Source organism: Marinomonas sp. S3726, assembly GCF_000967665.1.
Taxonomy (GTDB): domain Bacteria; phylum Pseudomonadota; class Gammaproteobacteria; order Pseudomonadales; family Marinomonadaceae; genus Marinomonas.
The window spans coordinates 483,100-508,354 of sequence record NZ_JXYC01000004.1 but is presented as its reverse complement, the minus strand read 5'-3'; the positions used below and the strand labels follow the sequence as shown (position 1 = coordinate 508,354).

General features: G+C 36.8%; 25 protein-coding genes. 6 read left to right on the top strand and 19 right to left on the bottom strand.

All coding sequences use genetic code 11. The features are described 5' to 3' along the window. Positions 1-35: 35 nt before the first annotated feature. The 4 genes from glmU to TW85_RS03495 form a co-directional block, all read right to left on the bottom strand. Positions 36-1,403 (bottom strand): bifunctional UDP-N-acetylglucosamine diphosphorylase/glucosamine-1-phosphate N-acetyltransferase GlmU, encoded by a 1,368-nt coding sequence (glmU, locus tag TW85_RS03510; protein ID WP_046015675.1) that lies wholly within the window; start codon positions 1,401-1,403, stop codon positions 36-38. Between the two features lie 117 nt (positions 1,404-1,520). Continuing rightward, on the bottom strand, positions 1,521-2,360 hold the full coding sequence (locus tag TW85_RS03505; RefSeq protein ID WP_052701817.1) for a LysR family transcriptional regulator: 840 nt from the start codon (positions 2,358-2,360) through the stop codon (positions 1,521-1,523). A 38-nt stretch (positions 2,361-2,398) separates the two neighbouring features. Further along, positions 2,399-3,001, bottom strand: a complete 603-nt coding sequence (locus TW85_RS03500) for an SCO family protein (RefSeq protein ID WP_046015674.1) — start codon at positions 2,999-3,001, stop codon at positions 2,399-2,401. A gap of 62 nt (positions 3,002-3,063) precedes the next feature. Further along, a complete protein-coding gene (locus TW85_RS03495) occupies positions 3,064-3,549 on the bottom strand; it encodes a hypothetical protein (protein WP_046015673.1) in 486 nt (161 codons plus the stop codon). 274 nt (positions 3,550-3,823) lie between these two features. Between TW85_RS03495 and gshA the strand changes: the two genes are divergently transcribed. Further along, a complete protein-coding gene (gshA, locus tag TW85_RS03490) occupies positions 3,824-5,410 on the top strand; it encodes a glutamate--cysteine ligase (RefSeq protein ID WP_046015672.1) in 1,587 nt (528 codons plus the stop codon). 59 nt (positions 5,411-5,469) lie between these two features. Here gshA and TW85_RS03485 read toward each other — a convergent pair whose 3' ends face one another. Further along, positions 5,470-5,874, bottom strand: a complete 405-nt coding sequence (locus tag TW85_RS03485; RefSeq protein WP_046015671.1) for a flagellar basal body-associated FliL family protein — start codon at positions 5,872-5,874, stop codon at positions 5,470-5,472. Positions 5,875-5,969: 95 nt separating this feature from the next. Between TW85_RS03485 and TW85_RS03480 the strand changes: the two genes are divergently transcribed. The 5 genes from TW85_RS03480 to trmB all read left to right on the top strand — a co-directional run bounded on the left by TW85_RS03480 (position 5,970) and on the right by trmB (position 9,334). Beyond that, positions 5,970-6,515 (top strand): disulfide bond formation protein B, encoded by a 546-nt coding sequence (locus tag TW85_RS03480; RefSeq protein ID WP_052701815.1) that lies wholly within the window; start codon positions 5,970-5,972, stop codon positions 6,513-6,515. 171 nt (positions 6,516-6,686) lie between these two features. After that, positions 6,687-7,157, top strand: a complete 471-nt coding sequence (locus TW85_RS03475; RefSeq protein ID WP_046015670.1) for an Rsd/AlgQ family anti-sigma factor — start codon at positions 6,687-6,689, stop codon at positions 7,155-7,157. 4 nt (positions 7,158-7,161) lie between these two features. Next, positions 7,162-8,130 (top strand): hypothetical protein, encoded by a 969-nt coding sequence (locus TW85_RS03470; RefSeq protein ID WP_046015669.1) that lies wholly within the window; start codon positions 7,162-7,164, stop codon positions 8,128-8,130. Between the two features lies 1 nt (position 8,131). After that, a complete protein-coding gene (locus TW85_RS03465; protein ID WP_046015668.1) occupies positions 8,132-8,533 on the top strand; it encodes a DUF423 domain-containing protein in 402 nt (133 codons plus the stop codon). A 63-nt stretch (positions 8,534-8,596) separates the two neighbouring features. Continuing rightward, positions 8,597-9,334, top strand: a complete 738-nt coding sequence (gene trmB, locus TW85_RS03460; protein ID WP_046015667.1) for a tRNA (guanosine(46)-N7)-methyltransferase TrmB — start codon at positions 8,597-8,599, stop codon at positions 9,332-9,334. Between the two features lie 51 nt (positions 9,335-9,385). Here the strand turns inward: trmB and rfbF are convergent, their stop codons facing one another. The 14 genes from rfbF to TW85_RS03390 all read right to left on the bottom strand — a co-directional run bounded on the left by rfbF (position 9,386) and on the right by TW85_RS03390 (position 25,252). Beyond that, positions 9,386-10,150, bottom strand: a complete 765-nt coding sequence (gene rfbF / locus TW85_RS03455; protein ID WP_046015666.1) for a glucose-1-phosphate cytidylyltransferase — start codon at positions 10,148-10,150, stop codon at positions 9,386-9,388. A 1-nt stretch (position 10,151) separates the two neighbouring features. Further along, entirely contained in the window at positions 10,152-10,571 is a 420-nt protein-coding gene (locus TW85_RS03450; protein ID WP_046015665.1) for a hypothetical protein, read from the bottom strand. 9 nt (positions 10,572-10,580) lie between these two features. Next, positions 10,581-11,675, bottom strand: coding sequence for a CDP-glucose 4,6-dehydratase (gene rfbG, locus TW85_RS03445; RefSeq protein WP_046015664.1), 1,095 nt, complete (start codon positions 11,673-11,675; stop codon positions 10,581-10,583). Then, a complete protein-coding gene (locus TW85_RS03440) occupies positions 11,675-13,504 on the bottom strand; it encodes a hypothetical protein (RefSeq protein WP_046015663.1) in 1,830 nt (609 codons plus the stop codon). Before TW85_RS03440 ends, rfbG begins: the two co-directional genes overlap by 1 nt. Next, the gene (locus TW85_RS03435; protein ID WP_046015662.1) at positions 13,494-14,219 is read right to left on the bottom strand and encodes a hypothetical protein; all 726 of its coding nucleotides are present in this window, start codon (positions 14,217-14,219) and stop codon (positions 13,494-13,496) included. The genes TW85_RS03440 and TW85_RS03435 overlap by 11 nt, the downstream gene beginning before the upstream one ends. A gap of 3 nt (positions 14,220-14,222) precedes the next feature. Next, entirely contained in the window at positions 14,223-15,413 is a 1,191-nt protein-coding gene (locus tag TW85_RS03430) for a Gfo/Idh/MocA family oxidoreductase (RefSeq protein ID WP_046015661.1), read from the bottom strand. Beyond that, positions 15,410-17,224 carry a hypothetical protein gene (locus TW85_RS03425; protein ID WP_046015660.1) on the bottom strand — a complete coding sequence of 605 codons (1,815 nt, stop codon included), beginning with the start codon at positions 17,222-17,224 and terminating at the stop codon, positions 15,410-15,412. The genes TW85_RS03430 and TW85_RS03425 overlap by 4 nt, the downstream gene beginning before the upstream one ends. Further along, a complete protein-coding gene (locus TW85_RS03420; RefSeq protein ID WP_046015659.1) occupies positions 17,217-17,927 on the bottom strand; it encodes a glycosyltransferase family 2 protein in 711 nt (236 codons plus the stop codon). The genes TW85_RS03425 and TW85_RS03420 overlap by 8 nt, the downstream gene beginning before the upstream one ends. 154 nt (positions 17,928-18,081) lie before the next feature. Next, positions 18,082-19,131, bottom strand: a complete 1,050-nt coding sequence (locus TW85_RS03415) for an Ldh family oxidoreductase (protein ID WP_046015658.1) — start codon at positions 19,129-19,131, stop codon at positions 18,082-18,084. An 11-nt stretch (positions 19,132-19,142) separates the two neighbouring features. Further along, positions 19,143-20,867, bottom strand: a complete 1,725-nt coding sequence (locus TW85_RS03410; protein ID WP_046015657.1) for a hypothetical protein — start codon at positions 20,865-20,867, stop codon at positions 19,143-19,145. A gap of 11 nt (positions 20,868-20,878) precedes the next feature. Beyond that, positions 20,879-22,105, bottom strand: a complete 1,227-nt coding sequence (locus TW85_RS03405) for an oligosaccharide flippase family protein (protein WP_046015656.1) — start codon at positions 22,103-22,105, stop codon at positions 20,879-20,881. Between the two features lie 151 nt (positions 22,106-22,256). After that, positions 22,257-22,904 (bottom strand): HAD hydrolase-like protein, encoded by a 648-nt coding sequence (locus TW85_RS03400; RefSeq protein WP_046015655.1) that lies wholly within the window; start codon positions 22,902-22,904, stop codon positions 22,257-22,259. Further along, positions 22,901-23,641, bottom strand: coding sequence for a 3-deoxy-manno-octulosonate cytidylyltransferase (locus TW85_RS03395; RefSeq protein ID WP_046015654.1), 741 nt, complete (start codon positions 23,639-23,641; stop codon positions 22,901-22,903). Before TW85_RS03395 ends, TW85_RS03400 begins: the two co-directional genes overlap by 4 nt. 9 nt (positions 23,642-23,650) lie before the next feature. Further along, positions 23,651-25,252 (bottom strand): aldolase catalytic domain-containing protein, encoded by a 1,602-nt coding sequence (locus TW85_RS03390; protein ID WP_046015653.1) that lies wholly within the window; start codon positions 25,250-25,252, stop codon positions 23,651-23,653. Positions 25,253-25,255 lie beyond the last annotated feature (3 nt).

Sequence of the window (25,255 nt, the reverse complement as noted above, 5' to 3'; positions counted from 1 at the left end):
ATTATTTTTAAAATAATTTTTTTAAAAAGCCGTTCTTATGATTTCTTTTTAACAGGTTTTGGCCAGTTATCTTTATTTGTCTGACGTGCTCTGGCAAAAGCTAATTGATCTTTATGCACTGTTTTTGTCACTGTTGATCCAGCAGCAATAGTCGCACCTTCACCAATTTCAACAGGGGCAACTAAAGAAGTGTTAGAGCCAACGAATACACCATCACCAATTTGAGTTAGCGACTTGTTAACACCATCATAGTTGCAGGTTATCGTACCCGCCCCAACATTCACCTCTTCACCCATTTGGGTGTCGCCTACATAACTAAGGTGACTAATTTTGCTGCCTTTTCCAATAATCGCTTTCTTTGTTTCTACAAAGTTTCCAATTTTGGCACCTTCTGCCAATTCGGAGCCAGGTCTTAGGCGAGCAAAAGGACCTAAATTACAGCTATCGCCTACCTGACTATTCTCAATCAAGGTATTAGAGTTAATAACAGTATTATCACCAATCACACAATTCTTAAGGTGGCAGTTGGCAGCGATAGAAACATTATCACCAAGCTCAACATCACCTTCAAAGATACAATTAACATCGACTTGACAATCCATGCCTATTTTCAATTTTCCCCGCAGATCAAATCGAGCAGGGTCAACAAGCGTTAAGCCTTCAGCCATAAGCGTTTCTGCTTGATTTTTTTGCAGCTCTCTTTCTAACTGAGCCAATTGAATTTTGTCATTCACGCCAGACACTTCCGCTTCTGAGCTTGGATGTACAGTGACTATCTCAACACCATCTCGTGCCGCCATGGCGATAACATCTGTCAAATAATATTCACCTTGAGCGTTATTACAGTTCAACTGAGATAACCAAGGAATGAGTTTTTGATTTGGCGCTAGCAAAATACCAGTATTCGCTTCTTTAATTTCTTGCTCAGTCTCAGAAGCATCCTTTTGCTCTACAATTGCCGTTACTTTGCCAGCTTCATTTCGCACAATGCGACCGTAACCTTGCGCACTATCAAGAACGACAGTTAATAACACCAAGGTATTTTCGTTTGCTAGCGATGCCATTTTTTGCAAAGTTTCAGAACGAATCAGTGGAACATCACCATATAAGGTCAACGTCATACCGTCTGGATCTAAACTATCAACAGCTCGCTTAACCGCATCGCCCGTTCCTTTTGGGTTATTCTGCCAAACTAAGTTAGCGCCAAAGCTCTGACACGCTTCTGCAACAGCATCACCTTGATGCCCAACGATAAGGTGTAAATTAACATTACCAAGTGTCGTAGCCGTATCTAATACTCGTCTTATCATAGGTACACCCGCAATATTATGGAGCACCTTAGATTTATTTGACTTCATTCTGCTGCCTTTTCCGGCAGCTAAGACTACGACATCCTGATTCATAAACACCCCAAAGAATTATTATCTTTCATTATTAATTTAATATTTTGCAATTAAACCTTGAGCGTTAAACCAAAACAACCCAAATTGTCATAAATAAAATGACAAGTAATTAACTATTTAACTTTTAAGGATATTAATAAATAACTCAGCGCTATTATTTTGCCCTTCTGGGTTTTCAATATGCGCATAGACAGGACAGGATAAAATAGAATCATTAATTAAGTTCAAGGAACACAACTTACTCGACACCAACTCACTTTCTACTTCACATAGAGGCAAATAGGCGTAACCTATTCCACTTTCAACCATAGCAATTGCAGCAGGGATATTGGCAACCTGAAAAGTATCATCGCTCATTAAATGGCTATCAATCACAATTTGTCGCTCGCGTTTCAAGTCTCTAGAGCAAACCCCATCAGATTGAAAAGCAAGCTTGTGAGTTTTTGAAACAACAGCAACCATCTCAAGCTTTAAAATAGAGGCAGATAAATCGCTTTCTGAGGCGTTAGTAGTTAGCTTAATACTCGTATGAGCACAATAAGGTTCGGGTTTTACTTTCGAAACAAGCTCTTCACTAAAGCTCAACCTTGTACCTGGAGACACTCTCTTAAATTCAGTAATAGCACGAAGAAGTAAAGAGTATGGGACACTGGGGCTAATATAAATATGTAGTTCATCACCCCAGTTTTGATTTAATGCATTAGCTAGATTCTCTAACTGCTCAGACTGCTGTAATAATGCACGTGAATGCTCCAGCAATATCAAGCCTCTATCCGTTAACTTAGCTTTTCGCCCTTCCATTTCAAGAATGGAAAAACCTAACTGTTGCTGCAGTTTAGTAACACTATAACTAATAGAGGACTGGCTTTTGTGTAGCACTTCAGCCGCTTGAGTAAACCCTCCAGCATCAACAACTGTGTGGAGAACTCGCCATTGTTCCAATGTTATTTTTGACATCTATCGCTCACCTTTTAAAGGAGAGTGAAGTTTAAAACCTATTGAGCTAAGGTAGCAACTATCGCCTGCGCGATCTCTTCAGGCTTTGAGTCATGATAAAGCAACTTAACCAATTCACTTTTCTTATCAATCAAGTAAAGTCTAGAGCTATGATCAACACTATAGCCCATCGCTGAATCCTCAAGCTCTACAATACGGTATACAGCACCGTATTGTTGAACGACTTTATCTATTTCCTTCTTCGTTCCTGTTACACCGACAAAACTTTCATTAAAAAAAGATACATAGTTAGACAGTATTGTAGGTGTATCTCGCTCAGGGTCTAAGCTGACAAACATCCCCTGCACTTGCTCTGCCTGCTCTGGCGTTAGCTGCTTCATTGCACGCGCGACATTAGTCAATGAAATAGGACAAACATCAGGACAATGAGTGAAGCCAAAAAACATAAGAACAAGCTTATCATCTCTAAAATCACTCAAGCTAACAGGCCCATCAACACCCATCAAAGTAAATTCACCACCTAAGGATGAGAAAGCACTATTTGATCCACTTGCTTCTTTACCTTTAAACAATGCACTGCCAACACCAGCTAAAAGCGCCAAAGCCATTAAAATAACAATACTAGTCTTTTTATTTAACATTCCATGCTTTCCTTTAATATGGATTTAAACCTTATCTTTAGAGTCAGAGAGGCAATACTCAATTAATAACCACTTTCCTGCCTCATCTCAAACTCATATCTGGCTAAATAGTTATCACCACTTTCTTGCAACGTCATATCCAGTTGCCACAACATAACTTGAGTCGTGCAAAAAGGAATTCTGAGTAAACCTACCCATTTACCATCAACAAATTGAAGCTGTGTCTCGCTAATGCCCATATACATGGTCTTACCTTGAAGAAGAAAGTGCACACCCTCTAAATTATTTTGCTCACGCCCAGTAAGCTGCTTTGGCTCAACTTCAATTTGGATTGCTTGCCCTGCTGAAAAGTCATTCACAACAGAAACAAGGTAATCCTGCTGATCAATACTCACTTCACAAACATCTTGACCAAACTGACATGCATTGGTCGAAATTTTTGTTGCATTTTCAGTATCCGCCAACACCAATTCAGCAGCATTATTCGATATCCAATATAAAAGCGGTAATGCAACAACAGATATAAGTAAAAGAAACTTAGGTTTCATCTCAAAAAACAGCCCAGAAAATTTTCAAGTTAAAAAATAAACATATAGTGATAACGCACAATAATCAGGTGACACATCATACAGAGACTAAGTTTGATTCTCACCAAATTATTCAATGACAAAAACAAGTTATATTAAGTTCAAATCATTCGGTATAAATAGCAAATATTAAGGAAAGCAAAGAGCAGAAACATAAGTCGCTTTTATCATATTGTGTCTCACCTGAAACAGAGTACAATCAGCCAATCATTTTTATTGCCTTAAGGAACTTGCCTTGTCGACCTCTTTACACAATGCCTTACAAGCACTTTCTACATATTGCATTAACGAACAAGACGCCAGTACGCTTACCTTTCACCGTGGAATAGAGCGAGAAGCACTAAGAGTAAACAATAAAGATGGCCGTGTTTCACATAAACCACACCCAATATCTCTTGGCTCGGCACTCACTCACAAATCGGTGACAACAGACTACTCAGAAGCCTTGTTAGAGTTTATTACTAGCGTTCACCCTGACGTTGAAGGTGCACTAGAAGAGCTCGACAACATCCACTTATTTGTTAGCAAAGAATTAAAAAAAGAAGGCGAGTCACTTTGGCCAGCAAGTATGCCTGGGCTAATAGATGGCGATAAAGATGTACCTATTGCAGAGTATGGCAGCTCAAATTCAGGCCAATTAAAACACGCATACCGACAAGGACTTTCTTATCGCTATGGCCGTGTCATGCAATGTATTGCAGGCATGCACTATAACTTTTCTTTTGATGAAGACTTTTGGCGCTTCCTAAAAAGCTATAAAGAAGACAACCAAACCTCATCTACCGATTTCAAATCTGAGTCTTACTTCGCTTTAATCAGAAACTTCAGGCGCAGCTCTTGGTTACTCCCTCTTTTGTTCGGTGCATCTCCTGCAATCGACAAAAGTTTTTTACCAAATGGCCACAACAAACTAACAGAAACTAGCTCAGACACCCTTATTGGCGCTAATGCAACCTCTTTAAGAATGAGTGATTTGGGCTACAGCAATGACGCTCAGGCGGATCTTTATGTTTGTTACAACGAAGTATCAACTTATATACAAACGATTCGAAATGCGATTCAAACACCGTATTCTGAATACGAAAAAATTGGCGTCAAGGTTGATAATAAATATCGCCAATTGAATTCCAACATTCTTCAAATTGAGAATGAATACTATAGCGACATTCGCCCTAAGCGAGTGGCTCAGTCCGGTGAACACCCAAGTGCTGCATTAAGAGATAAAGGGGTTGAATATATCGAAGTCAGAATAATGGACTTAGACCCTTTCTCTGCTATTGGTATGAGTAAAGATACTCTCTATTTCCTCGACACATACTTGGTTTATTGCATGATACGCGGAGATGAGAAGTTCACTTCAGAAGAGTGTGAAGCACTTAGATCTCTTCAGCAAGAAACAGTCACTCAAGGGCGAGATCTTGATAAAGTCATTCGCTTCTTAGAAGGCCCTGCTAGCATTAAAAATCAAGCAGGCATGCTATTAGATGACATTTTAGAAGTCGCCAATACACTGACTAAGCTAACAGGAAATGCAGCCTATGTTAGCGCTGTTCAACAACAAATTGACAAAATAAATCGCAAGCAAACATTACCTTCAGATCAAATATCTAATTTATCAATAGAAGAAGGTAGTTATGCTAAAGCGATGTTAGCACTTGCGAACAAGCATCAAGCTAAATGGCAGGAAGAGTCTTTAAGCCCAGAAATTGAAAGCGAATTTCAGCAAGAATCTATTGCATCTATTCAGCGTCAAAAGCACATTGAAGAGAGTGACGAGCTAACTTTTGATGAGTTCTTACATGAGTACCTCAAGCCTCAATAAGTTCAAGCCGAGATTATATCTAAGAAAGCCATAAAGATTATGGCTTTCTTACCAAGCAGTTACTGAGTTACAAAGCTAGAGAAGAGCACATCTAAAATAGGTTCTTGGCCGGTTTCTTCTTTTAGCTTTTCGTTAAGTACATCAATCGCACCTTTACGAGACTCTTCTCTCGCGATAGCTCCCTTTAGCTGATTCGCTCTAAGCTCTGATAAGTAAATAACCAAACCATCTCTTACGATTGGCATATTTGCTTCGATAATGCCTGCACTCTGGGCGCCAGAGGCTCTAATGGTAATACTTGCCTTAATATATTTGAGTCGATTATTCTCCGTCGTATAATTCACAATAAAATCTGGTCTTAATTCAATATAAACTGGCATTGATGGGGAATCATTTTCAGCAAATGCACTCGAAGCTAATACCAAGCTTGAAATAAGTAGGGAAAAAACAATACGGAATAACATGAGCTCTCTCATTTAAAGTTAAATTGACAGTATACTAACTCCCTATCAGGAGTTTTGTCAGTAGTAATTAGTTTAATAATCTTTAAGGAATTGCAATGCCTAGCAAAGAAAACCAATTGACGTTTAAAGAATCGAGTCACAGCATTTTCAAATGGCTAACTCCAACAGCCTTTCATGGGCTTATCGCATTTACCTCCTTCGCATTACTAGGCGTTGCCTTTTATATGGAGTATGAGATGGGGCTTGAGCCTTGCCCGTTATGTATGCTGCAAAGGATTATGTTCTTAATCGTTGGCATAATTGCTTTAATTTCCTTCTTACATAAGTCTAGCTCAGCAATTAGATATTACGCTCTAGCCATCACAACTTTTTCTGTTTTAGGCGCTGCTTTGTCTATTAGACACCTATATCTACAAAACCTACCTGAAGATCAATTGCCCGCTTGCCTGCCTGGGCTAAGCTATATGGTCGAAGTATTTCCTTGGCAAGAAGTCATGAGCGCTATGATTATGGGTACAGGTGAATGCGGCGATGTTGTTTGGACATTTTTGGGCTTAAGCATTCCCGGTTGGACGCTAGTCGCATTTGCAGGAATTGCCATTATAAATTTTGTAATCTTTTGCAGCTTTAAGAAACGTTAAGCTGAGACTATTTACAATTCAAATTCCCCATCATCATTGCTTGCAGCCTAGTGATGATGGGCATATGCTAGGAAGCGTTAGGACATGCGATATCTCTCAAATGCCATATCCAAATGCCATAAATAAGAGATTTATCGCTAATGATATTAATCTCAAAATGGAGTCATACTCATGTTAGAAGGTTGTAAATCTGCACAAGAACGTTGGGGTGGCGTACACGACTTAATAGATCGCTGGTTAAATGCACGCCAGGCCCTCATTATTAACTTTGTCCAACTGAAGGAACGTGGCGAGTTCACACCTTTGGATACAAACAATATTCAAAAGGTATGCGAGCAGTTAATTGATTATATCTCAACAGGCCACTTTGAGGTTTATGAACAATTAGCAAAAGAAGCTGAAGCCTTTAACGATGATGGCGCTCTATTACTGCTAAAACAATTACTACCTGAAATTCAAGGCACAACCGAAGTTGTGGTTGAGTTTAATGATAAATTTGACACAAAAGAGCACTGCAATGAATTGCTTGGTGCACTTCCATTTTCTCTACAAGCTTTGAGCCTAGTTATGGCAGAAAGATTTAGCTTAGAAGATCGCTTGATAGAAGAACTACATGAGGCCCATAGCGAGAAAAGTGCTTAATAAGATGTTGGTTAAATCCTTTTTGGTGTTTTCTTTTTCTACCTTGTTAATCGCCTGCTCATCTGGGGATGCCGTTAGCACCTCAGAATTAGCAAGCCAAGGACTTTACTCTGCTGACATTAGTGATGATGCAAAAACGTCACTAGTAGGCTCAATCCAGCATGGAGGCAGCTTATGGTCAGTCCAGAGTAACGAAAGGCGTTTCAATTGGAACCATGCAAAAGATGAGTTCACTCCTCTAATCAGTGTTGATATCGACCCTAGTGGTAGTTATGCAATTACAGGAGGAGCAAGAACATTAGTTCTTTGGAATACGGTGACAGGTAAATCTGAGGGTTTTTGGAACACACCTGGAGATATTAAGTCACTCATGGCGAATGAGAATGGTGACTTCGCCTTGGTAGGTATGGATGATCAAACTGCGCGCTACTTTGATGTTAAAAACGGAGGCATCAAACAAACCCTTAGAACAGGCGCCATCGTTCGTGCCGTCGCCTTAGATAAAGCAGGTGAAATTGCCGTTACAGGAGACGACAATTACAACGTCATACTATGGGACATCAAAACAGGTGAACAACGCCAGAAATGGCAGCTTTCAAATCGCATTGCATCTGTAGCCCTTTCATCAGATGGCAAATATGTTTTTGCTGCTGCACAGCTTGGCACAGCAAAAATTTGGTCAACAAGTTCAGGCGAAGTTGTCAGTGAAATAAGCACTGGCGGCCTAACATCTAGAAATATCACTTATGGTAAAGCAAAGTTTTCAGCTGATAATAGGCAATTATTAGTTGGCGGCATTAACAGTAGCGTAAAGTTATTAAGTGTATTAACAGGCGACACACTTAAATCTTGGACACTCAACAAAAAAGATAAATTAAGACCAACAGGTTCTTCAGTTCTTGCTGTCGCCTTCGGTTCTGGTGATAAGTATTATGCTATTGGCAGTAATGGCTTATTAAATATGCTTGATTAGAATGAATAACCTAAACCCTAATATCGCGCGCGTATTTTATATCCTTCCACCTTTACTCGGTTTAATATCTGTAGCTGCTGGAGCATTTGGCGCACATGCACTCCAGAACGCCTTACCAGACAAAAACATTGTCTGGTGGCAAACAGCGAGTGACTATCTGATGTATCACAGCCTAGCATCTCTTTTTACTTTATCTTTTTACACCAGTCTTCCCCAAATAAGGCACTGCTGCACCCTATTTAGTATCGGCAGCCTCTTATTCTGTGGCAGCCTCTTTTTTATGGCCCTCACAAGCAACAAATCTCTCGCTATTCTCACACCTATTGGCGGGCTTTTCTTTTTAGCAGGTTGGGGCTATATGATATGGCTCTTTTTAAGATTAAAAATCAAGACGACTAGCTAAACAGACCTATATTAAGCTAGGATTGCCCCTCATTTTAAATTTCCACTTATTGCATTAAAAATCATGACAGAACTCGACAAAAACCAAGAAAACAAACCCAATTTAGACGAAATTGAGCATAAGAGAACTATCCGTAGCTTTGTTGTTCGTGGCGGTAGAATGACCGAAGGTCAACAAAAAGCCTATGACGAAAACTGGGACTTTTATGGGCTTGATGTAGAAAATGGACTACTTAATTATCAAGATGTTTTTGGCCGTCAAGCAGACGTGGTAGTTGAAGTCGGGTTTGGCATGGGTAAATCCCTAGTCGAAATGGCAAAAAATGCTCCAGAAAAAGATTTCATTGGCATAGAGGTTCACCCACCAGGTGTTGCTAAGCTTATGATGACAGCCAAGGAAGAAGAAGTTAAAAACCTAAGAGTATATTGCCATGACGCAATAGAAGTGATGGCTCAATGTATCCCCAAAGCTTCTGTAAGCTGCTTTCAATTATTTTTTCCAGATCCTTGGCATAAAAAGAAACACAACAAACGTCGCATAGTACAAGCAAGCTTTGCAAACCAAATCGCTGAAATTTTAAGTGAGTCAGGTAACTTTCATATGGCAACCGACTGGGAACCTTATGCAGAACATATGATGGAAGTGATGGAAGCGCAAACAAACTACACCAATTCCGTTGGCGCAAATAAGTATCACCCAAGACCTGAGTGGCGTCCATTAACAAAGTTTGAGTTGCGTGGAGAAAAACTAGGGCATGGTGTTTGGGATTTAATCTACACTAAGCAACATAAAACACAATAGCTTTTGTAATGTGCCACTAGATTACTAGTGGCACATTACAACCTATTTGGACTAGCTTACCCAAGGAGCACCCTTCTCCCATAACTCATTTAAATAATCTCTATCTCTCTTACTATCCATGCACTGCCAAAACCCTTCATGGCAATAGCTCATTAATTCACCCATTTCAGCTGCTGTTTCTAAGGGTGCTTTTTCAAGTACAGTCGAGTCATTCTCAATTAAGTCCAAAAATTCAGGCTCTACAATCATAAATCCCCCATTAATCCAACCTTGATCAACCTGAGGTTTTTCTTTAAATTTCTCCACTTGTCCCGTCTCAGATAAAACCAACTCACCAAATCTTGCCGTTGGCCTAACTGCAGAAATAGTTACCATTTTTCCATGCGATTTATGGAAGCTAACAAGCTCATCAATATTAATATTTGATAGACCATCACCATAAGTAACCATAAACCGTTCACCATTAAGGTGCTTTTTAAGCCTCTTAATTCTTCCCCCTGTCATTGAGTTTAATCCTGTATCAATCAAAGATACAACCCAATCATTTTGTGGCCCACTTAGTTTTTCACATTCGCCAGTTGACATATTCAGTCGAAAATCTGAGTTTCTCAAAGCAATATTCGAGAAATAATCTTTAATAAAATCAGCTTTGTACCCTAAAGCTAATAAAAAATCATTATATCCATAAGAAGCATAGTGATTCATGATATGCCACAATATTGGTTTTCCACCAATTTCAACCATTGGTTTAGGAACTAAATCAGTATATTCTGCCAACCTAGTACCAAAGCCACCAGCTAATATAATAGTTTTCAAATTAATTCTCCCAATTATACTTAAAAGTATCTAAGTCACACTTTATAGACTCTGTTTCGCTATGCTCAATATCAGATATATTTAATATCAAGCTATCAACATCTGACACTCCCTTAAATGCAAACCAATAATCAGGTGGAATAGATATTCGACAGTGATTACCTTCTCCTATTACAAAGTGTTTAAATCCGCTTTCCTCGGTACCAACGACAAACTTCACAGTACCTATAGGGACAATCAAATTACATGTCATTTTTGTATGTCGTTTCCAACCCTTAATATGACCTGCTTTTATCGAAGAGAAATATGCTTCACCAAAACCTTTGAAGCTATCTTCACTTGATTTAAAAGCATGTTTTACATCCCCACCTTCAACTTGAATCACTTTTAACTTTGTAATTAAAACCTGATCATTTCTCAAAATTAAACCTCATTGATTGCTACCTAGAGATTGTATAAATAGCTTTTCATAATTAGAAATCTGCCGCAAAGTTAAAGCTTGAACATCCTCAGATCCCTGATAAAAAGATCTATACCAATCAACTGTCATATTTGTACAATCACTCAAGCTTAAAATAGCACTCCAGCCTAAAATCGATTGAGACTTATCACAGTTTAAACGTAATAACCCTGCTTCTTTCTGTTTGGGGTTAGCTTTCCCTAGTATCACACTCCCTTCATTCCACCTTGAACTCATCAGTTCTACTAAGTATCCTACAGATGCATTTTGATCTGAACTTGGACCAAAGTTAAATGCCTCTAACTCATTACTGGCCTGATTCTTTTTTAAATAATCAGCCAGTAGTAAGTAACCACCTAAGGGCTCCAAAACATGCTGCCAGGGCCTAGTTGAACTGGGGTTGCGTATGTTAACACTTTCATTGTTTGCCCAAGCCCTCATTGAGTCTGGAACTATCCTATCCGCAGCCCAGTCTCCTCCACCAATAACATTTCCTGCTCGACCAACAGCAACTTTAATTAAATCGTTATCTGAGTAAAAGCTCTTATAATATGAACGAATCCCAATTTCAGCCATAGATTTAGATGCACTATAAGGGTCAATACCACCTAATTGATCCTGCTCTCTATACCCCCAAATCCACTCTTTATTTTCATAAACTTTATCACTTGTTATCATTACACAAACTACTTCATGACTAAAATCACGCAATGACTCCAATATATTAAGAGAGCCTAGAGCATTCGTACTAAATGTAGTTAATGGATCATAATATGATGTTTTTACTATTGGTTGTGCTGCAAGGTGAAATACAAAGTCTGGCTGTATTCTAGCAACATGAGCTTTTAATTCATCTAAGTTTCTTATATCACACCGAATATCTTCTTCTAATAAATCTAATATATTACTTGCTGAAAAATTAGACGGCGACTGATATTCAACATCAGATAAACCATATACTTTAGATCCCATAGATGAAAGCCAAGCACTTAGCCAAGAACCTTTAAATCCGGTATGACCTGTAACCAAAACTCGCTTTTCTCTGAATGTTTCATTTAAAAACATCAGTTAAACTCCTTAGTTCCTATAATAGTTAACCACTTACTAGAGCCTTTGTTTGTATTAAACAAAGGTTTAGGCTTATTAAACTCTCTAGCTGAGTTCATATGATAATTTATAAGTTCGTGTAATTTTTTAGAATGACTAAAAAATGTTATGCTCTCTTGACCATACAAAGGCGACATATTTAAGCTAGAAGGCTCCACAAAACATGCAACAGAAGCCCCCATTTCCCAGCAATCAGCAGCAAAACTTGTATTAGCATCTGTAATTACTAACAATGCACTTATTAAGTCGTAGTTATCAGGTATTCTTTTTAACCAAGAATTATATAAGTTAGGTATTATTAAACGACTCGATGGATGTGGCCTATAATACACGTTAAATTTTGACAAGAAATCAACACCAAGCTGACAAATAATACTTAATAGCATTAAAGTATGTGAATCACTATATTCACCAGCAATAACTATATCACGAGTTAAACTCTTTTTATCTACAACAAACTCAATTTGACTTGACCCCATCCTATAAGACTCAACTTGTTTAATAATTGAAGCTGGCGTGTTATGGAGGTTTTTACTTGAAAACAGGCTATTTGCAGCTATTGTATGCGGCGCAAATAAGACTGACTTATCTATGGTATGAGGCTTTTGTAAACTCTGTAAATATCTGAAGTCCCAATATCTTACTGTAGCTTGTAAAGAGGCGACTATATTCGTACACCCTCTCTTCAAAGCAATATCAACCAGTGAATACTCCCAAGGTTGGTTTTCACTAATATAAATTACAGTTGAAGCAGACAAATCTTTGGGTAAAATCTGATTAGCAATATTATAAAAGACTAAAGATTTTAGATTCTCGACAGATTCGAACGAACGAACCCAATCATACTCAACCAAAGGCCACAAGGGAAAATCGCCACCTCGCTTTAATTGTCTTCTAATTTTTTTAGATTTAATGAAGCAGCCTATATGCAATATCCAAGCTTTACAAAGCCCAGAAAAGCTCAAACAATCATCCCAAAGATAATGTTTATTTGATGGTAATTTAAAAGAATTAAAACTAGAAACGATTGTATTGGCTAATTTAATGCTAGGAACTTTTGCATGGGGAACAAAAATATGAAGCCAAGCAACTTTTAACCCAGCCTTTTTCATTCCATCTGGCAGCTCTCCCCAATACCTAGAACGATATTCACCAGACTTATCAGTATTAAAGTCATACAAATAATCCACAATTACGACATCGCAATCACTAACCTTTTTACTTTCACCCTCCTTCTTATCTAAGAGTGAACGAAAATAGCGAGCAAAAAGAGATAGAAGATACGCAAAACTTTTGCCTATTATTAGAAATTTGAATCTAACAAACTGTAAAGTGTTAGTAGATATCACTTTCTGGTTTATAAATTCTGAATTGGGCACAAGCACATTTAAAACATCTTGTATCGGTTTTGGAAAGCCTATAAACTTTATTGACGAGTATGACTTAGTTTCACAAAATAGCTCAGTAGCAAGCACCTTTAATATAATATCAAAGTTTTTTGATTTTACATGATTAGAAAGCTCTGAAAAGCGAGACAGATACCATACTTGTTCTTTAAAGAGTCGGTCTATAGGGCTATCACTTTTCAATTCATTAAAAAGCGCTCTCTTTACACCATCTATAAAATCCAGAAATCGTTTTTGACATTCAACTTTATTAGAATCGATAAAGGTCATTAATGATCGGATATTAGAGCTTTCTTCAACTCGGCTCCAACAAAGGAAATCAACATTTTTTATTGGGGTATCAGCAACCCCATAATAAACAAATAAAGATTTACTCTTCATTTGCCACTAACTCATCATACCTTAACTCATATGCGCCATTATCCATATTACGAGATCGCATCAGATAATCTGCCATCATTAAATCAGACTCATCTTTAATGATTAAAGATGTTAATTTACTCACAGGGTAAGTCCCAAAAGATCCACAAAATAGTGCATGGCCTTTTTCATTGTACTCTTTGATAAAAGCACTACGACGCCACATCATTACAGAGTATACAAATGGATTTACAGGAGTTAAGTCTTGGGTTTGCGCAAAAAGCCCTTCTTTACTGTAATTTATTGGTTGGTTCTCAAAATTACAATGTACTTTTTTTTCTTCTACAGTGATTAATGAATCCAGTTTCTCATTTATAAAAAAATTAACAGCACCAGCTATTTCAGACTCAGTTTGAAAAGGAGACGTCGGGTTGACCCACACTAATATGTCCGCATCAGGGTTATTATCAAAATAGTCTTTTACAACATCATCACTTTTTGCTATAGATGAACCGAGGCTTTCGCCTCTATGATAAAAATCCACATCATGTCGTGAAACAATTTTTCTAAATATTTCATGCTCTGAGTTAACACAAACTCGATCAAAGACACCACTCTTCACAGCTGCTTCTATAGCATATGAGACCATTGGTTTATCATCAATCATACATAAATTTTTTAACCTCAATCTTGTGCTTCCATATCTTGCAGGCACCATTGCATGGACTTTACTCATAATTTAACCCTTTATAATTTCATCAACTTGAACCCATCGACCATTCTGAGAAAGACTTATATTGCAAGCTTCTACAACTAATGTACTCACTAAACTTTCTTGAAAACTAGCCCTCTCATTATTCAGAGTGTTTAATGAAATACTTCCATTTTCCAATCCGACACAATCATTGAAAAAAGTAGAAAAACATTCTACTCCGTATCCATTCCACTCTACATGCCCTTCATTGGTTCCATAAGGAGTACAAAAATAAGGATTTGGGGTACTGTAACCAACCTCATTAGAATAAAATGATACTCCTCTGTTGCTTTGATCTGATTCATAACGACCTGTAGAACCTATCATTTTTATTCGCTGATTAGACATCACTGGAGAAGTATCAGGATCTACCCAGTTAACATGAATAGTTTGAGAGAATGTTTTACTTTCTCTCGGTAGCTGCCATTCAATGACACACTGAATTGAGTCATATGTATCAACCCCGTCCTGACAGAGCCTTACTTTTTGCCCAATAGCAGATACTCTTACAGGATGCGCCCTGGTAACATATCTGATTATATCAACATAATGCACGCCTAAATATTGAAAGATATTTGTAGTTTCAACCCACCCTCTAAATACCTTAGTAGGAATGCTTAAGCGCTGACTATATTCAACTATCGAATATAAAGGTTCACCCAAATCCCCCTTGTTATATGTATCACGAAACATTTTGTTTGCTAAATCATAACGTTTATGAAACTCAACACACCCAAAGGTTTCAAACTTTTCAGATAAACAAACTAACTCAAGGGATTCGTTATATGATGGAGTTAAAGGTTTAACAACCAAAGTAGCAATTTTCTTACTAATAACTTCTTTTGCAATTGAAAAATGAAGGTTATCAGGTACAGCTATTACACACCCTAATGGGTTAACAACAGATGACAGAACATCCAAATACGCTTCATTATTGGAATGATTGTCTTCTGGATAAATAACAAACTCCAACTGACTTCCAGTCAGTTTCCTAAAGTCATTGATTTTACTTCTTATTTCATTATTATTTGAACCATTACTACCAACTAAATGTACTAAGACTTTTTTATCTTGACCTTTAGACCATTCGTTTATTGAGGGAACTACTGTACCAAACCCATCGGTATTACGACCTATAGTATACATACCTGTACCTATAACGATTATTTCAATCACACACGATCTCCCATTCCCAATTTAAGTAAAGCAGAGCCCTGATTGTAGTTCAATGCTTCAAAGCTATGATACAAACTCTGAACTGTATCGCTATAATTAACATTCGAGGTAGAAAAACATGAGTTTATTTCCTCTATATCCCTAGCCAAAGAGCTAGAATCACTTATCCAAACCCCTTTTAAAGCATTCAACTTTTCACTAAATGAACCTAAAAAAAGGTGTTTATAATCTACTTGGTCAGACCAAAGAATAACTGGTTTACCTGCAAAAAGAGCTTGCTCAATAGTCGTCGATGAGTAGCTGACTAAGGCATCAGACTGTTCTAAAAAATCTTCAAAAGAACCATCACAAAACACTCCCCAACACGTATATCCAATTAAAGCATTTTCAATTGATTTCAATGATATTCCCCAGCATGGTCTAAACCTTATTGCTACGAAAGTGTTAGGGACCTTAGAAGCTTCGCGAACAAAACTACAAATATTATCCAGATACTCATCTGTTGTTTCATAAATAATAGGCCTAAGCGCATTTGGAGGCTTGGGAGTTCCAGCATGCAGAATTATATTCATATCAGAATTTAGCCCAAAAAGCGCCTTCCTTTTAATAGAGTTAGATTTAGAGAGCTTCCCCTTCACAATTAATGGCCCAGTTTCATAAGCAGCTGTCTGAAAACAGTTTTTTTCATAAAAAGCTTTGGCTGCAGGTGTTTGAATTGCCGTATACTTAAATGGACCATCAAGCATAGTGCGTGAGTGACCAAGCCACTCTCTATCAGCTACGCTATCTGCGTTAACTATATGGGAGCCATGACTAATTAAAAATGAATTAATTTTTTGATTTTTAGTAATTATCCCTAAACATGCAGCAAAGTCTAAAGAGTGCTGACTAACCACAGCTTTAGGTCCCATACAGCTTATAACGCTCTGTATAGCAGACATATCCCTCTTCCTCTTACTTCCCCAATCTTTAATCTGAAAAGATAACCACTCACTTAACGAGCTCACACTTAATGATCCTAGATGCTCTGGAACTAACTTCAATACTCCTTCAGTTAATCGAGACGCGCCTTTATTCACCTCTATTTCGAAATTTTTAGTTGCTTTAATTGTGCTTCTTGGAGCTGGAAAGGCCATCATTTCACTATTTTTTAAGCTAAAACACTTCAAAACCTTATTTTTTATATCCTTTGAGGCACCATTTCCATATAAAAATACAACACTAGATTGTTTCTCCAGAACTGACTTAAGACCAGAGCCAGGAGAAGTAGCTAACAAACTATTCTTATGAAACAAACGTATCCACAACAGTGACAAAACAAAAAGGGTATTAGTTATACAAAAATTAACTTTATTAAGGATGCCGCAATGAAAAGCTTTTTTAATCTTTATAAACGTGCTCCGTTCATTAGTTTCAAATTTTGTTATTTTATTAATCTGAAAGTTTTCATCAAAAAAAACCTTATTACATGAATACCTTTCAATCACACTTGCAACTAAAAAAGCTTCATACAGAAGCTCTGAGACTAAAAACTTAAGATGAAACTTTAATGAGCTCTCTAACTCTAAATCAAGATTAAGCGATAATAATATGGAATTAATATCCATTGAGTGGATAATTAAATCCCTTTGATTAATGATTTTTAGCCAATGCGTATTATTAACTAATGCTGAAGACCCAATTGCGCTGACCCCCAACTCCCTCAACTCATTACGAGCATCTGGTGAGTCACTAACTATTAAGCAATCTCGTTTGATTAAATATGGGATATTTGCTTTTGAAGGTTCTCTTATAAACCATACTTCACTCATACCCACAAACATCTCTTGAGAACTTAACAACGTCATCCTGATGTAATACCGAAAGTGCACGACAGACTCTTAACGCTCTGGCCGAGTCTGAAGTCTGATTTAACCCGTGCTCATGAAATACCAAAGCATTTGGCTCATAAACAATTTTTTTACCAAGTCGACAAACTTCTAATGCCCAAAGCCTATCTTCAATTCCATTAATCCGATCATCAAAAGGAACTTTTTCCCAAACAGAGCGCTCAACTAAAGAAAAAGCATTATGGAAAAAAGGATGCTGTTCATAGATAATTCGCTCTCTACCAAAAACAGTAAGCAAGTCACGAACATCCAAGGGGTTACTTTTTTCTGTGGGTAGCTGCCTTCCAAAAACGCCAGCGGCTCCAAAAACATCGATTGACTCAATCATTTTTTCTACACTAGTGTCTTCAACAAGAATGCAATGCGCAGATAGAATTAAAACCCTAGGGCTAGTACATGCAGCCATACCAAGATTAAGAGACTCACTGTAATTGAAGACAGGTGCGTTATAATCAATTACATCAAAACCTTGCTGTAAAGCAAACTCCTTTGACCCATCTGTACTGCCGCTATCCACAAAAACAACCTTATTGGGCTGAACAGTTTGAGCTAGCAAGGAACGAGTCACCTCTGGAAGGTCTCTCATTTCATTTTTACACCGAATAAGGACATCATATGGAAGCATGTTTTTCTTCTCCTATTTTATAACTAGTTAACTCATTTAAGTTATACGGTCTATAATTAAATTTTTATCTTATGGCTTATGGAAAGAGAGTTATTATATTTTTCAACAAACACCATAACCAACTAGCTCATTCTATTTATAAAAATATTAGATCTTAATTTAAGGCTTCAGGCATTTTTAAATTGAATTCTGATGTCTTTTCAGAAAGCTGCTCTACTGTAATTAAGTCAATAGGTACTCCTGACCCAAGGCGTTTTTTCATATTTTCTATTTGTGGGTCATTTGGTAGCATTACTTTTTTTCCTTCTTGAGAAGGCTCTGAACGAACCATATCACTTAAATCAGACATCCTGTCTAAAAATAATGATTCTGAAACAGCGCCATCACACTTCATCAATACATACATCTGAGACAAATCACGCCCTTTATCCATTGGAGCACCATACATTGATTTTAGCTCTCTACCAATGGGCCCAGCAGAAAATACTCCGCATAGAATTTCAACCATTGCAGCAAGTCCAAAGCCTTTATATCCACCTGTAGCGTAAAGAGAGCTTGCTTCTATCGGGTCATTCGTACTCTGTCCATATTTATCTGCAATCACCTGGTCAGGAAGTGTTTCTCCCGTATTTTTAGCCAGAAGCACTTTGTTCCAAGGAATTTTACTGACAGCCATATCCAAACAAAATGGCTCTTCTTTCCTTCTTGGAGCAGCAAAACACACAGGGTTTGTTCCAAAAAAAGGTCTTGTACCATTTTCAGATAGCACCAAAGCATCTGCATTAGTATAAGCAAATACTAGATATCCTTTTCTCGCCGCAAATAAAGCTGTGCTAGCCATTGCGGCAGGATGACTAGAATTATGAACAGAGATTGCTGAAATGCCGTACTCATCAGCAAGACGCATACCTTCATTAATTGCAGCTCGGCCAGCAGCTAGCCCAACAGCATTATCAGCATTTAATTTTGCAATTGATGGATATTTATAGGTAAAACTAAATTTAGGCGTTCCGTTTTTACGGCCAGAGTCTAAAGAGTTAAGGTAATGAGGCAAAAGACGAATACCATGGGAGTCAACCCCTCTCAACGAAGCTTCACAAAGACCTTCAGCTACAGAGTTTGTTGTTAACTCATCACAACCAGAAGCCTGTAATAGGTCTTTACAAAGAGCAATTAATTTTGAATTTTCAAAATAGTTATACATTATTTTAAGCCTCACTTAACATTAGCAGTTTCTGCTACAATCTGTTCGAGTATGGAACTTTTTTCAATTCCATCAATTTGTTTTTGAAGTATTGCTTCAATCAACTCAGCAACTCTTATTTTATAACTTTTTTCATGATAACAAACCAAATCAGATTCTAGCTTTGTTTCATTATCATTCGTATTAATGGCCCTTAAAAATAAATCTAAGCTCTGATAACAGTTTTTATCAAAAGCATTTCCAAATATCCTTTCGTCATGCATTTTTTCAGTAGCATAAACTAACACCTTTTTCCCTGCTGCTAACAAAGTTATTGCTGGACTTGTTAGGCCGTATGTAAGAATTAAGTCAGCTGTTACTCCTTGAGAGATTGAAGCTTTTTCATGATCTATACTGAAACCCTTTGAGAATTTTTTAAATAAAAAACCATAATAATCATTATCGAATTTAGCCTTTAGGACGACATTAAAGCCAAGGAGGAGACACCTTTCAATTGATTTCAACAAAAAATCATCCATTGCTGATCTATCATGGTACAAATCTCGGTAAGTTGTATTATCATAAATAACTACTTTTCGAGTATCTGCGGAGCTTATCTCGCTTTCCGTGAGTATTTCTTGGTCACCAAAATAGCCTAAGCTTAAGTGATGACAGGATTGATCATTACTAAGACGAAATAACTGTTTATGAAACTCTCCCCAAACAAAGTTAATATCAGCCGACTTCCATAAATGAGAAAATCTAGAGCAGTTTATATTAAATCCATGACTTACAGATGAAGAGCAGGAAATAACTCTATCTTCTTTTATTAACTCACGAGTTATAAACAACTCTAACGCTTCATAATCAGTATATAAAACCCCACTTCCCGTCTTAACAAGGTACCTTTTTAGAAAAAGCCCTCTCAAATACAATCTTACTAAACTGATCATATGCTCAAAGCCTATAATCTTACCTAAAGGCAAAAGCATAATAAGTATATTAAACATCAGCTTTAAATCCTTTAAACCTATAGCATTTAATCCTATAAGCCCTTTAGACGGATCAAACTCTAGTATCAATGAGTTAGAATTGAAAGTTGGTCTGTTTTCATTAATCTTAGATCTATTTTTATTTGTTGCATGTGTAATATATATAACACCACCTATTACATTTGGGTATTTTATATAAAACGACCTCAAGAAAGCAAAAAAAACTTCTGCAGAAAGCTTCAGAAGGGAGATAGATTTTTTTATAGCACTAGCTTTCTTTAAATATCCTGACAAATACTCTTTATCATTAGTTGTTTCTTTAGAGCCCCATTTTTTCTGATACCAAATGACATCACTAAAAAAAACATGCCCTTTTAAAAAGCTCACCTGAGAATTATCCTCAAGTAATAGCTTATTAAAGCTCATGTCAAAAAAACTTTTAACATATTGCATTATAAAAAAGTAACGGGACACTTTTTTTTCAATTGCATACGAAAGCATTTTTTTAATTAAATTTTTTTTCACCTTTTTCTTTGATAAAAAGCTTAAAATAAAATCGTCAGTCGATTCAACAGCATCAGACCATATCTTATCAGATTTAAAGTTCAAAAATTCTACTGTAAAGCCCTTTCTTTCTAAGTCCGAGGCAGTTTTCTTCTCTTTTTCTTCATCAGTATTTTTAAAAAGAACATACACAGAGCCTACTTCTTCTCGCAAAAGTCTAGCCGATGAAGAACTAGATAAAAAGTCTACAATATAACCCATAACACGTTCTTCTAATTTGATTGTGAATTAATAAAATGAAAGTTCGATAAAATTAAAGATAAAACGCATCTTACTCCTACAGATATAAAAAATGAAACAGCTACTCCAATTAATCCAAAAGGCTCTACTGTAAAATAAAGCGCAATAAGATAAATTAAAAAACCTACGCCAGTAACAATGGATACTGAACCTGTTTTTTTGTAAAAAAACAGCACGTTATTTGGCATTTGATAAAAGCCCAAAAAAACAATAGAAATAAATACATAAAACATCACACTATCAGGTGCCTGATAGTTTTCTGGGAGAATAAAACTTGACACATACTTTAAAACAAAAAAAGCAATAATAGCACCCACTACAATCGCAAATAAAACTATCATTTGATGCCTTAAAAGCGAGAAGTTCTTTTTTTTATTTGCAAGTTTTTTATATAACCAAGGAACATAAGCTTTATTAAAAGCATCAAATAATAATGTAACTGGGGCAACAATTTGTAATATGGCCCCATATATTCCAACACTATCATAACCAAGATTAGCTGCAATTACCCATCTATCAACATATAAAAATGAGACCCCAAAAATTGCATGTGGCAAAAGCGGCATGCCAAAATCAAGTATTTCTTTGAGCACTCGCTTAGAAAACATAAGAACTATTAACTTATTTCGAATAAGTGAGTAAATAGCAAGAAAGGAAAAAAATAATGGCCCAATTACAGCACCAGCCATTCTCCCATCTACGCCAAATTCAAAATAAACAACAAATAAAATCACAGATAAAAATATTAAAAATGCCCCACCAACTTGATAAAAAGCATAAAATATTGGCTGCTCGAATCCTTGATATAATACAGTTCTTATTCTCACAATAAAAACAAAAAGGGAGAGTGTAATTGCCAATAAAGATTGAGAAAAAGTCAATTCTATCTCTATGATATTAAGCATCAACAATGATAGTAATGCTGCAAAGAACCAGCTTAGGAGTGCAACCAAAATCGTTAACGTGACATAAGCCTTTAGTCCTACAACTTCATTATTGACGAATATTTTTTTTAATAATAAACCTTGTGAATTTAAACCAACAAATATACCTGCTGCTGCAGAAAGTGATTGAAATATGCTAAAAACCCCATATTCACTAGGAGTCAACACTCTAGTGACGATTGGGAGCATTGCAAAGCCAATTAAAGCTGACAATATATTTGCAGCCAAATATAAAAAAACTGGCTTACTTATCACCAGTACATCTCAGCTCTAAACTTTTAATACTTTCTTTAATCATAAAAACAATACATCTAAAAACATATTAAAACTAAACTTATTTTGATAATAAGTAATAAAAACGACATTTTAGCTACAAAGACAATTCAAAAATTTGAAGCAGAAGTCTTTAACTTAATAAGCTGCCAACTTTTTCTATAGCGGTTATTTTATTTTCATCGACCCACTTTTCCCAAGAATCAACCTCAGACCAATCAGACACAAATAAAAAGTCAATATTAGCAGATATAGCAGCTTCAAAATCATACTTACTATCTCCTATTAAAATAGCAGAACTCGCAGATTCAAATGAGAAAATATGCTCTAGAATTTCGTGTTTATTTTGGGGGCTACCAAAAATCCCACCATCAAACCAGCTATCAATTCCTCTATTTAAAAACACCTCTCTTAGTTCACTTTGATCTCCACCAGAAGCAATAAACCACAGCGAGTCACTACTATGCCTAAATTCCCTTAACCCTTGAGTTAATTCACAATTCAACAGTCCTTCCTTAACGTTTTTTGCATAAGTGTCAAGTAATTCGTCTAAGTCTGGCCCACCAAAAGAGTCATTCACGATATTATTAAGAAAGTATTGAAACTTTTCATATCTTGAAATACCCCCGTTTGCAACATGATATTTAACCATTGATGATGCAGCTTCTTCTCCATAAGGCAAAGTTGATAAATAAAACGCATCAGTTTTTACTTTATTAGAATTTAATATAACGCCATCACAATCAAAAATAATTACTTGGTATTCCTTTATACTTTTCATAAATTATGTAACTCTCTCAGAGCAAGCTCCACTCTAGCTACATCCTCTGGCATATCAACAGCTAAACTATTAGGTTTGGTCTCAATCATTTTAATGCTTTTCCCAAGATCTAAAAATCTTAAAATTTCTATATCCTCAGAGGATTCGACTATACTTTTTCGACCGAAGCCAACAAATGACATTAATTCATCTTTGGTAAAAGCATAAATACATACCTGCTTTTTGTAAGACTTTGGGGCATTTTTTATTTCTTTATACCCTGGCAACGCAAGCCTTGACATATAGATCATTTCATCATTTTCGTTAGTTAAAACCTTTGGAATATTTACATTATGAGGGTCTTCATGCTCCGAAATCCATGTATACCCATTGATAATTTTATCCATAGAGCTCAACTTAGCATCTCGTATTTTGATAATATCTTCTGGACACACCAAGGGCTCATCGCCTTGCACATTAATATAAATATCAGCTTCAATCTTTTCTGCAGCTTGAGCTAAACGATCAGTCCCAGTTAGCGCATCGCTGTTTGTCATTACTACATTATACCCGCCATTAACAACCTCTTTAGCAATCAACTCATCGTCTGTCGCAACATAAGTATTTTCATGGCCAACGGCTTTAGTACAGAGTTCAGCAACCCAAAGCACCATGGCTTTTCCCAGTAAAGCAACAAGTGGCTTCCCTGGGTATCGGCTAGATTGATATCTAGCTGGAATAATAACAACACTTCGCATACAAGGCCCTTATAATAAATAAACTGAGGTTACTGGAATTGAATAGCGAGTAGGCGTAATCGAAGTTACCTCACAACGCTCTTCCTGAGAAAGATAAAGGGAGAACAAGGACTCCATTTCTAAAGTTCTAGGATCATCTGCACCATATCCATCAAATCCAGCTAAAAGTACCCTCTTAGCTTTCCCACTAGTACATATTGCCAAAGCATAAGAAATTACCAGTGAATTAGGTAAAACAGCATTTGTTTCAGAAAAACAGAACTTATTTTCTTGAACGTTAACCCCAAAATCTAAAACACTCTTTCCTTCAAGAGCTTTACAGACGTTAACTGGTAGAGCAGAAAAAGGTGTAACTAATGGTTGAGGTAGGCCCATATATTCATTACAGTCAGACAACAGTCTTACAGGGTGGCATGCAAAACGGATATCAATAAGCTCTTCTGGAATGATACTTTTAGTATTTAATGCAACAACAATTGGTTTTTCCCTTCTAATAAAGTCTTCTATCCCACCTAAATGTTCTTTTACGCCAGGGCCAGCACCTAATATTAAGACTTGCCTCCCTTTAATTAAATCTACTGGCTTCCAATTTCCTTTTGATTCAGACCTATAAAAATTTCTTGCTTCATTTAAGATTGAAGGACTAAATTTAGCTCCTCCATTCATTTTCAAATAATCTAATACAGCAAGAATATCAGCCTCATCATATCTTGAATCAGCAATCATCTCTTGAACGTAAGTCGGGTGTATACCGTACTTCCCAGAAAGATAATAATATGAATTTGATCCCCAACCATATTGATTTTTCATTGGAGCGAAATACTGCTCAATAAGCTGCATCAAAGGTATAAGCTCAAGCTTTTTCCCTAATCGTTCCGCAGCTTCAAATACCAACTCCTCTGTACGCGTATTTCCAGGTCCACGCCCCATACCAGTAACAGTAGAGTCCAACCAAGTAACGCCAACATCATTCGCAGCTAGAGTGTTCACTAATGCAAGACCTAAATTATCATGAGCGTGTATCCCAACTTCCCCTTGCCACTCTTTTCTTATTGACTGAATTACTTTTACAATGTCGTCAGGCCCCATTCCACCCATAGAGTCAGCGAAATACAACACATCAACTTCTTTGTAACGACTTGCACATCTTGCTAAAGCTTCGATTTCATCAGAAGTACGCTCTGCAATTTGCATAATATTAAACCCTACCAAGAACCCTCGTTTTTTTAGCCAAGTTGAAGCAACTAAAGCAGCTTCAAACTCGTGTACATGACATGCTACACGAACTAGATCAACAGGAGAATTTGATGAATCATTAGGAAACAGCAGTTCCAATTCATTAAAAATATCAGGAGTGCTTAATAAATCTGCGGCATTAACCATTACAGCCACTTTTAACGTTTCAGGAATTGAAAAGCGGCGTAAGTAACAATCTGTTGTAAAACCACTCGCACCTACAAATTTGTTGCTTTTAGATTTACGTAAACCTAGCTCAACAAAACTCACCCCAGCAGCTTCCATTGCTTTTAAATAATGATTCACCAGCTCTTCTGAAAAATTCCAATTATTATAATAACCACCATCTCGAAGTGTACAATCCAATACAAACATCAC

Bases quoted from the DNA above. Each gene is read 5' to 3' on its own strand.
- glmU (WP_046015675.1), bottom strand. From the start codon at position 1,403: ATGAATCAGGATGTCGTAGTCTTAGCTGCCGGAAAAGGCAGCAGAATG.
- TW85_RS03505 (WP_052701817.1), bottom strand. From the start codon at position 2,360: ATGTCAAAAATAACATTGGAACAATGGCGAGTTCTCCACACAGTTGTT.
- TW85_RS03500 (WP_046015674.1), bottom strand. From the start codon at position 3,001: ATGTTAAATAAAAAGACTAGTATTGTTATTTTAATGGCTTTGGCGCTT.
- TW85_RS03495 (WP_046015673.1), bottom strand. From the start codon at position 3,549: ATGAAACCTAAGTTTCTTTTACTTATATCTGTTGTTGCATTACCGCTT.
- TW85_RS03485 (WP_046015671.1), bottom strand. From the start codon at position 5,874: ATGTTATTCCGTATTGTTTTTTCCCTACTTATTTCAAGCTTGGTATTA.
- TW85_RS03480 (WP_052701815.1), top strand. From the start codon at position 5,970: ATGCCTAGCAAAGAAAACCAATTGACGTTTAAAGAATCGAGTCACAGC.
- TW85_RS03475 (WP_046015670.1), top strand. From the start codon at position 6,687: ATGTTAGAAGGTTGTAAATCTGCACAAGAACGTTGGGGTGGCGTACAC.
- TW85_RS03470 (WP_046015669.1), top strand. From the start codon at position 7,162: ATGTTGGTTAAATCCTTTTTGGTGTTTTCTTTTTCTACCTTGTTAATC.
- TW85_RS03465 (WP_046015668.1), top strand. From the start codon at position 8,132: ATGAATAACCTAAACCCTAATATCGCGCGCGTATTTTATATCCTTCCA.
- trmB (WP_046015667.1), top strand. From the start codon at position 8,597: ATGACAGAACTCGACAAAAACCAAGAAAACAAACCCAATTTAGACGAA.
- rfbG (WP_046015664.1), bottom strand. From the start codon at position 11,675: ATGTTTTTAAATGAAACATTCAGAGAAAAGCGAGTTTTGGTTACAGGT.
- TW85_RS03440 (WP_046015663.1), bottom strand. From the start codon at position 13,504: ATGAAGAGTAAATCTTTATTTGTTTATTATGGGGTTGCTGATACCCCA.
- TW85_RS03435 (WP_046015662.1), bottom strand. From the start codon at position 14,219: ATGAGTAAAGTCCATGCAATGGTGCCTGCAAGATATGGAAGCACAAGA.
- TW85_RS03425 (WP_046015660.1), bottom strand. From the start codon at position 17,224: ATGAGTGAAGTATGGTTTATAAGAGAACCTTCAAAAGCAAATATCCCA.
- TW85_RS03420 (WP_046015659.1), bottom strand. From the start codon at position 17,927: ATGCTTCCATATGATGTCCTTATTCGGTGTAAAAATGAAATGAGAGAC.
- TW85_RS03415 (WP_046015658.1), bottom strand. From the start codon at position 19,131: ATGTATAACTATTTTGAAAATTCAAAATTAATTGCTCTTTGTAAAGAC.
- TW85_RS03410 (WP_046015657.1), bottom strand. From the start codon at position 20,867: ATGGGTTATATTGTAGACTTTTTATCTAGTTCTTCATCGGCTAGACTT.
- TW85_RS03400 (WP_046015655.1), bottom strand. From the start codon at position 22,904: ATGAAAAGTATAAAGGAATACCAAGTAATTATTTTTGATTGTGATGGC.
- TW85_RS03395 (WP_046015654.1), bottom strand. From the start codon at position 23,641: ATGCGAAGTGTTGTTATTATTCCAGCTAGATATCAATCTAGCCGATAC.
- TW85_RS03390 (WP_046015653.1), bottom strand. From the start codon at position 25,252: ATGTTTGTATTGGATTGTACACTTCGAGATGGTGGTTATTATAATAAT.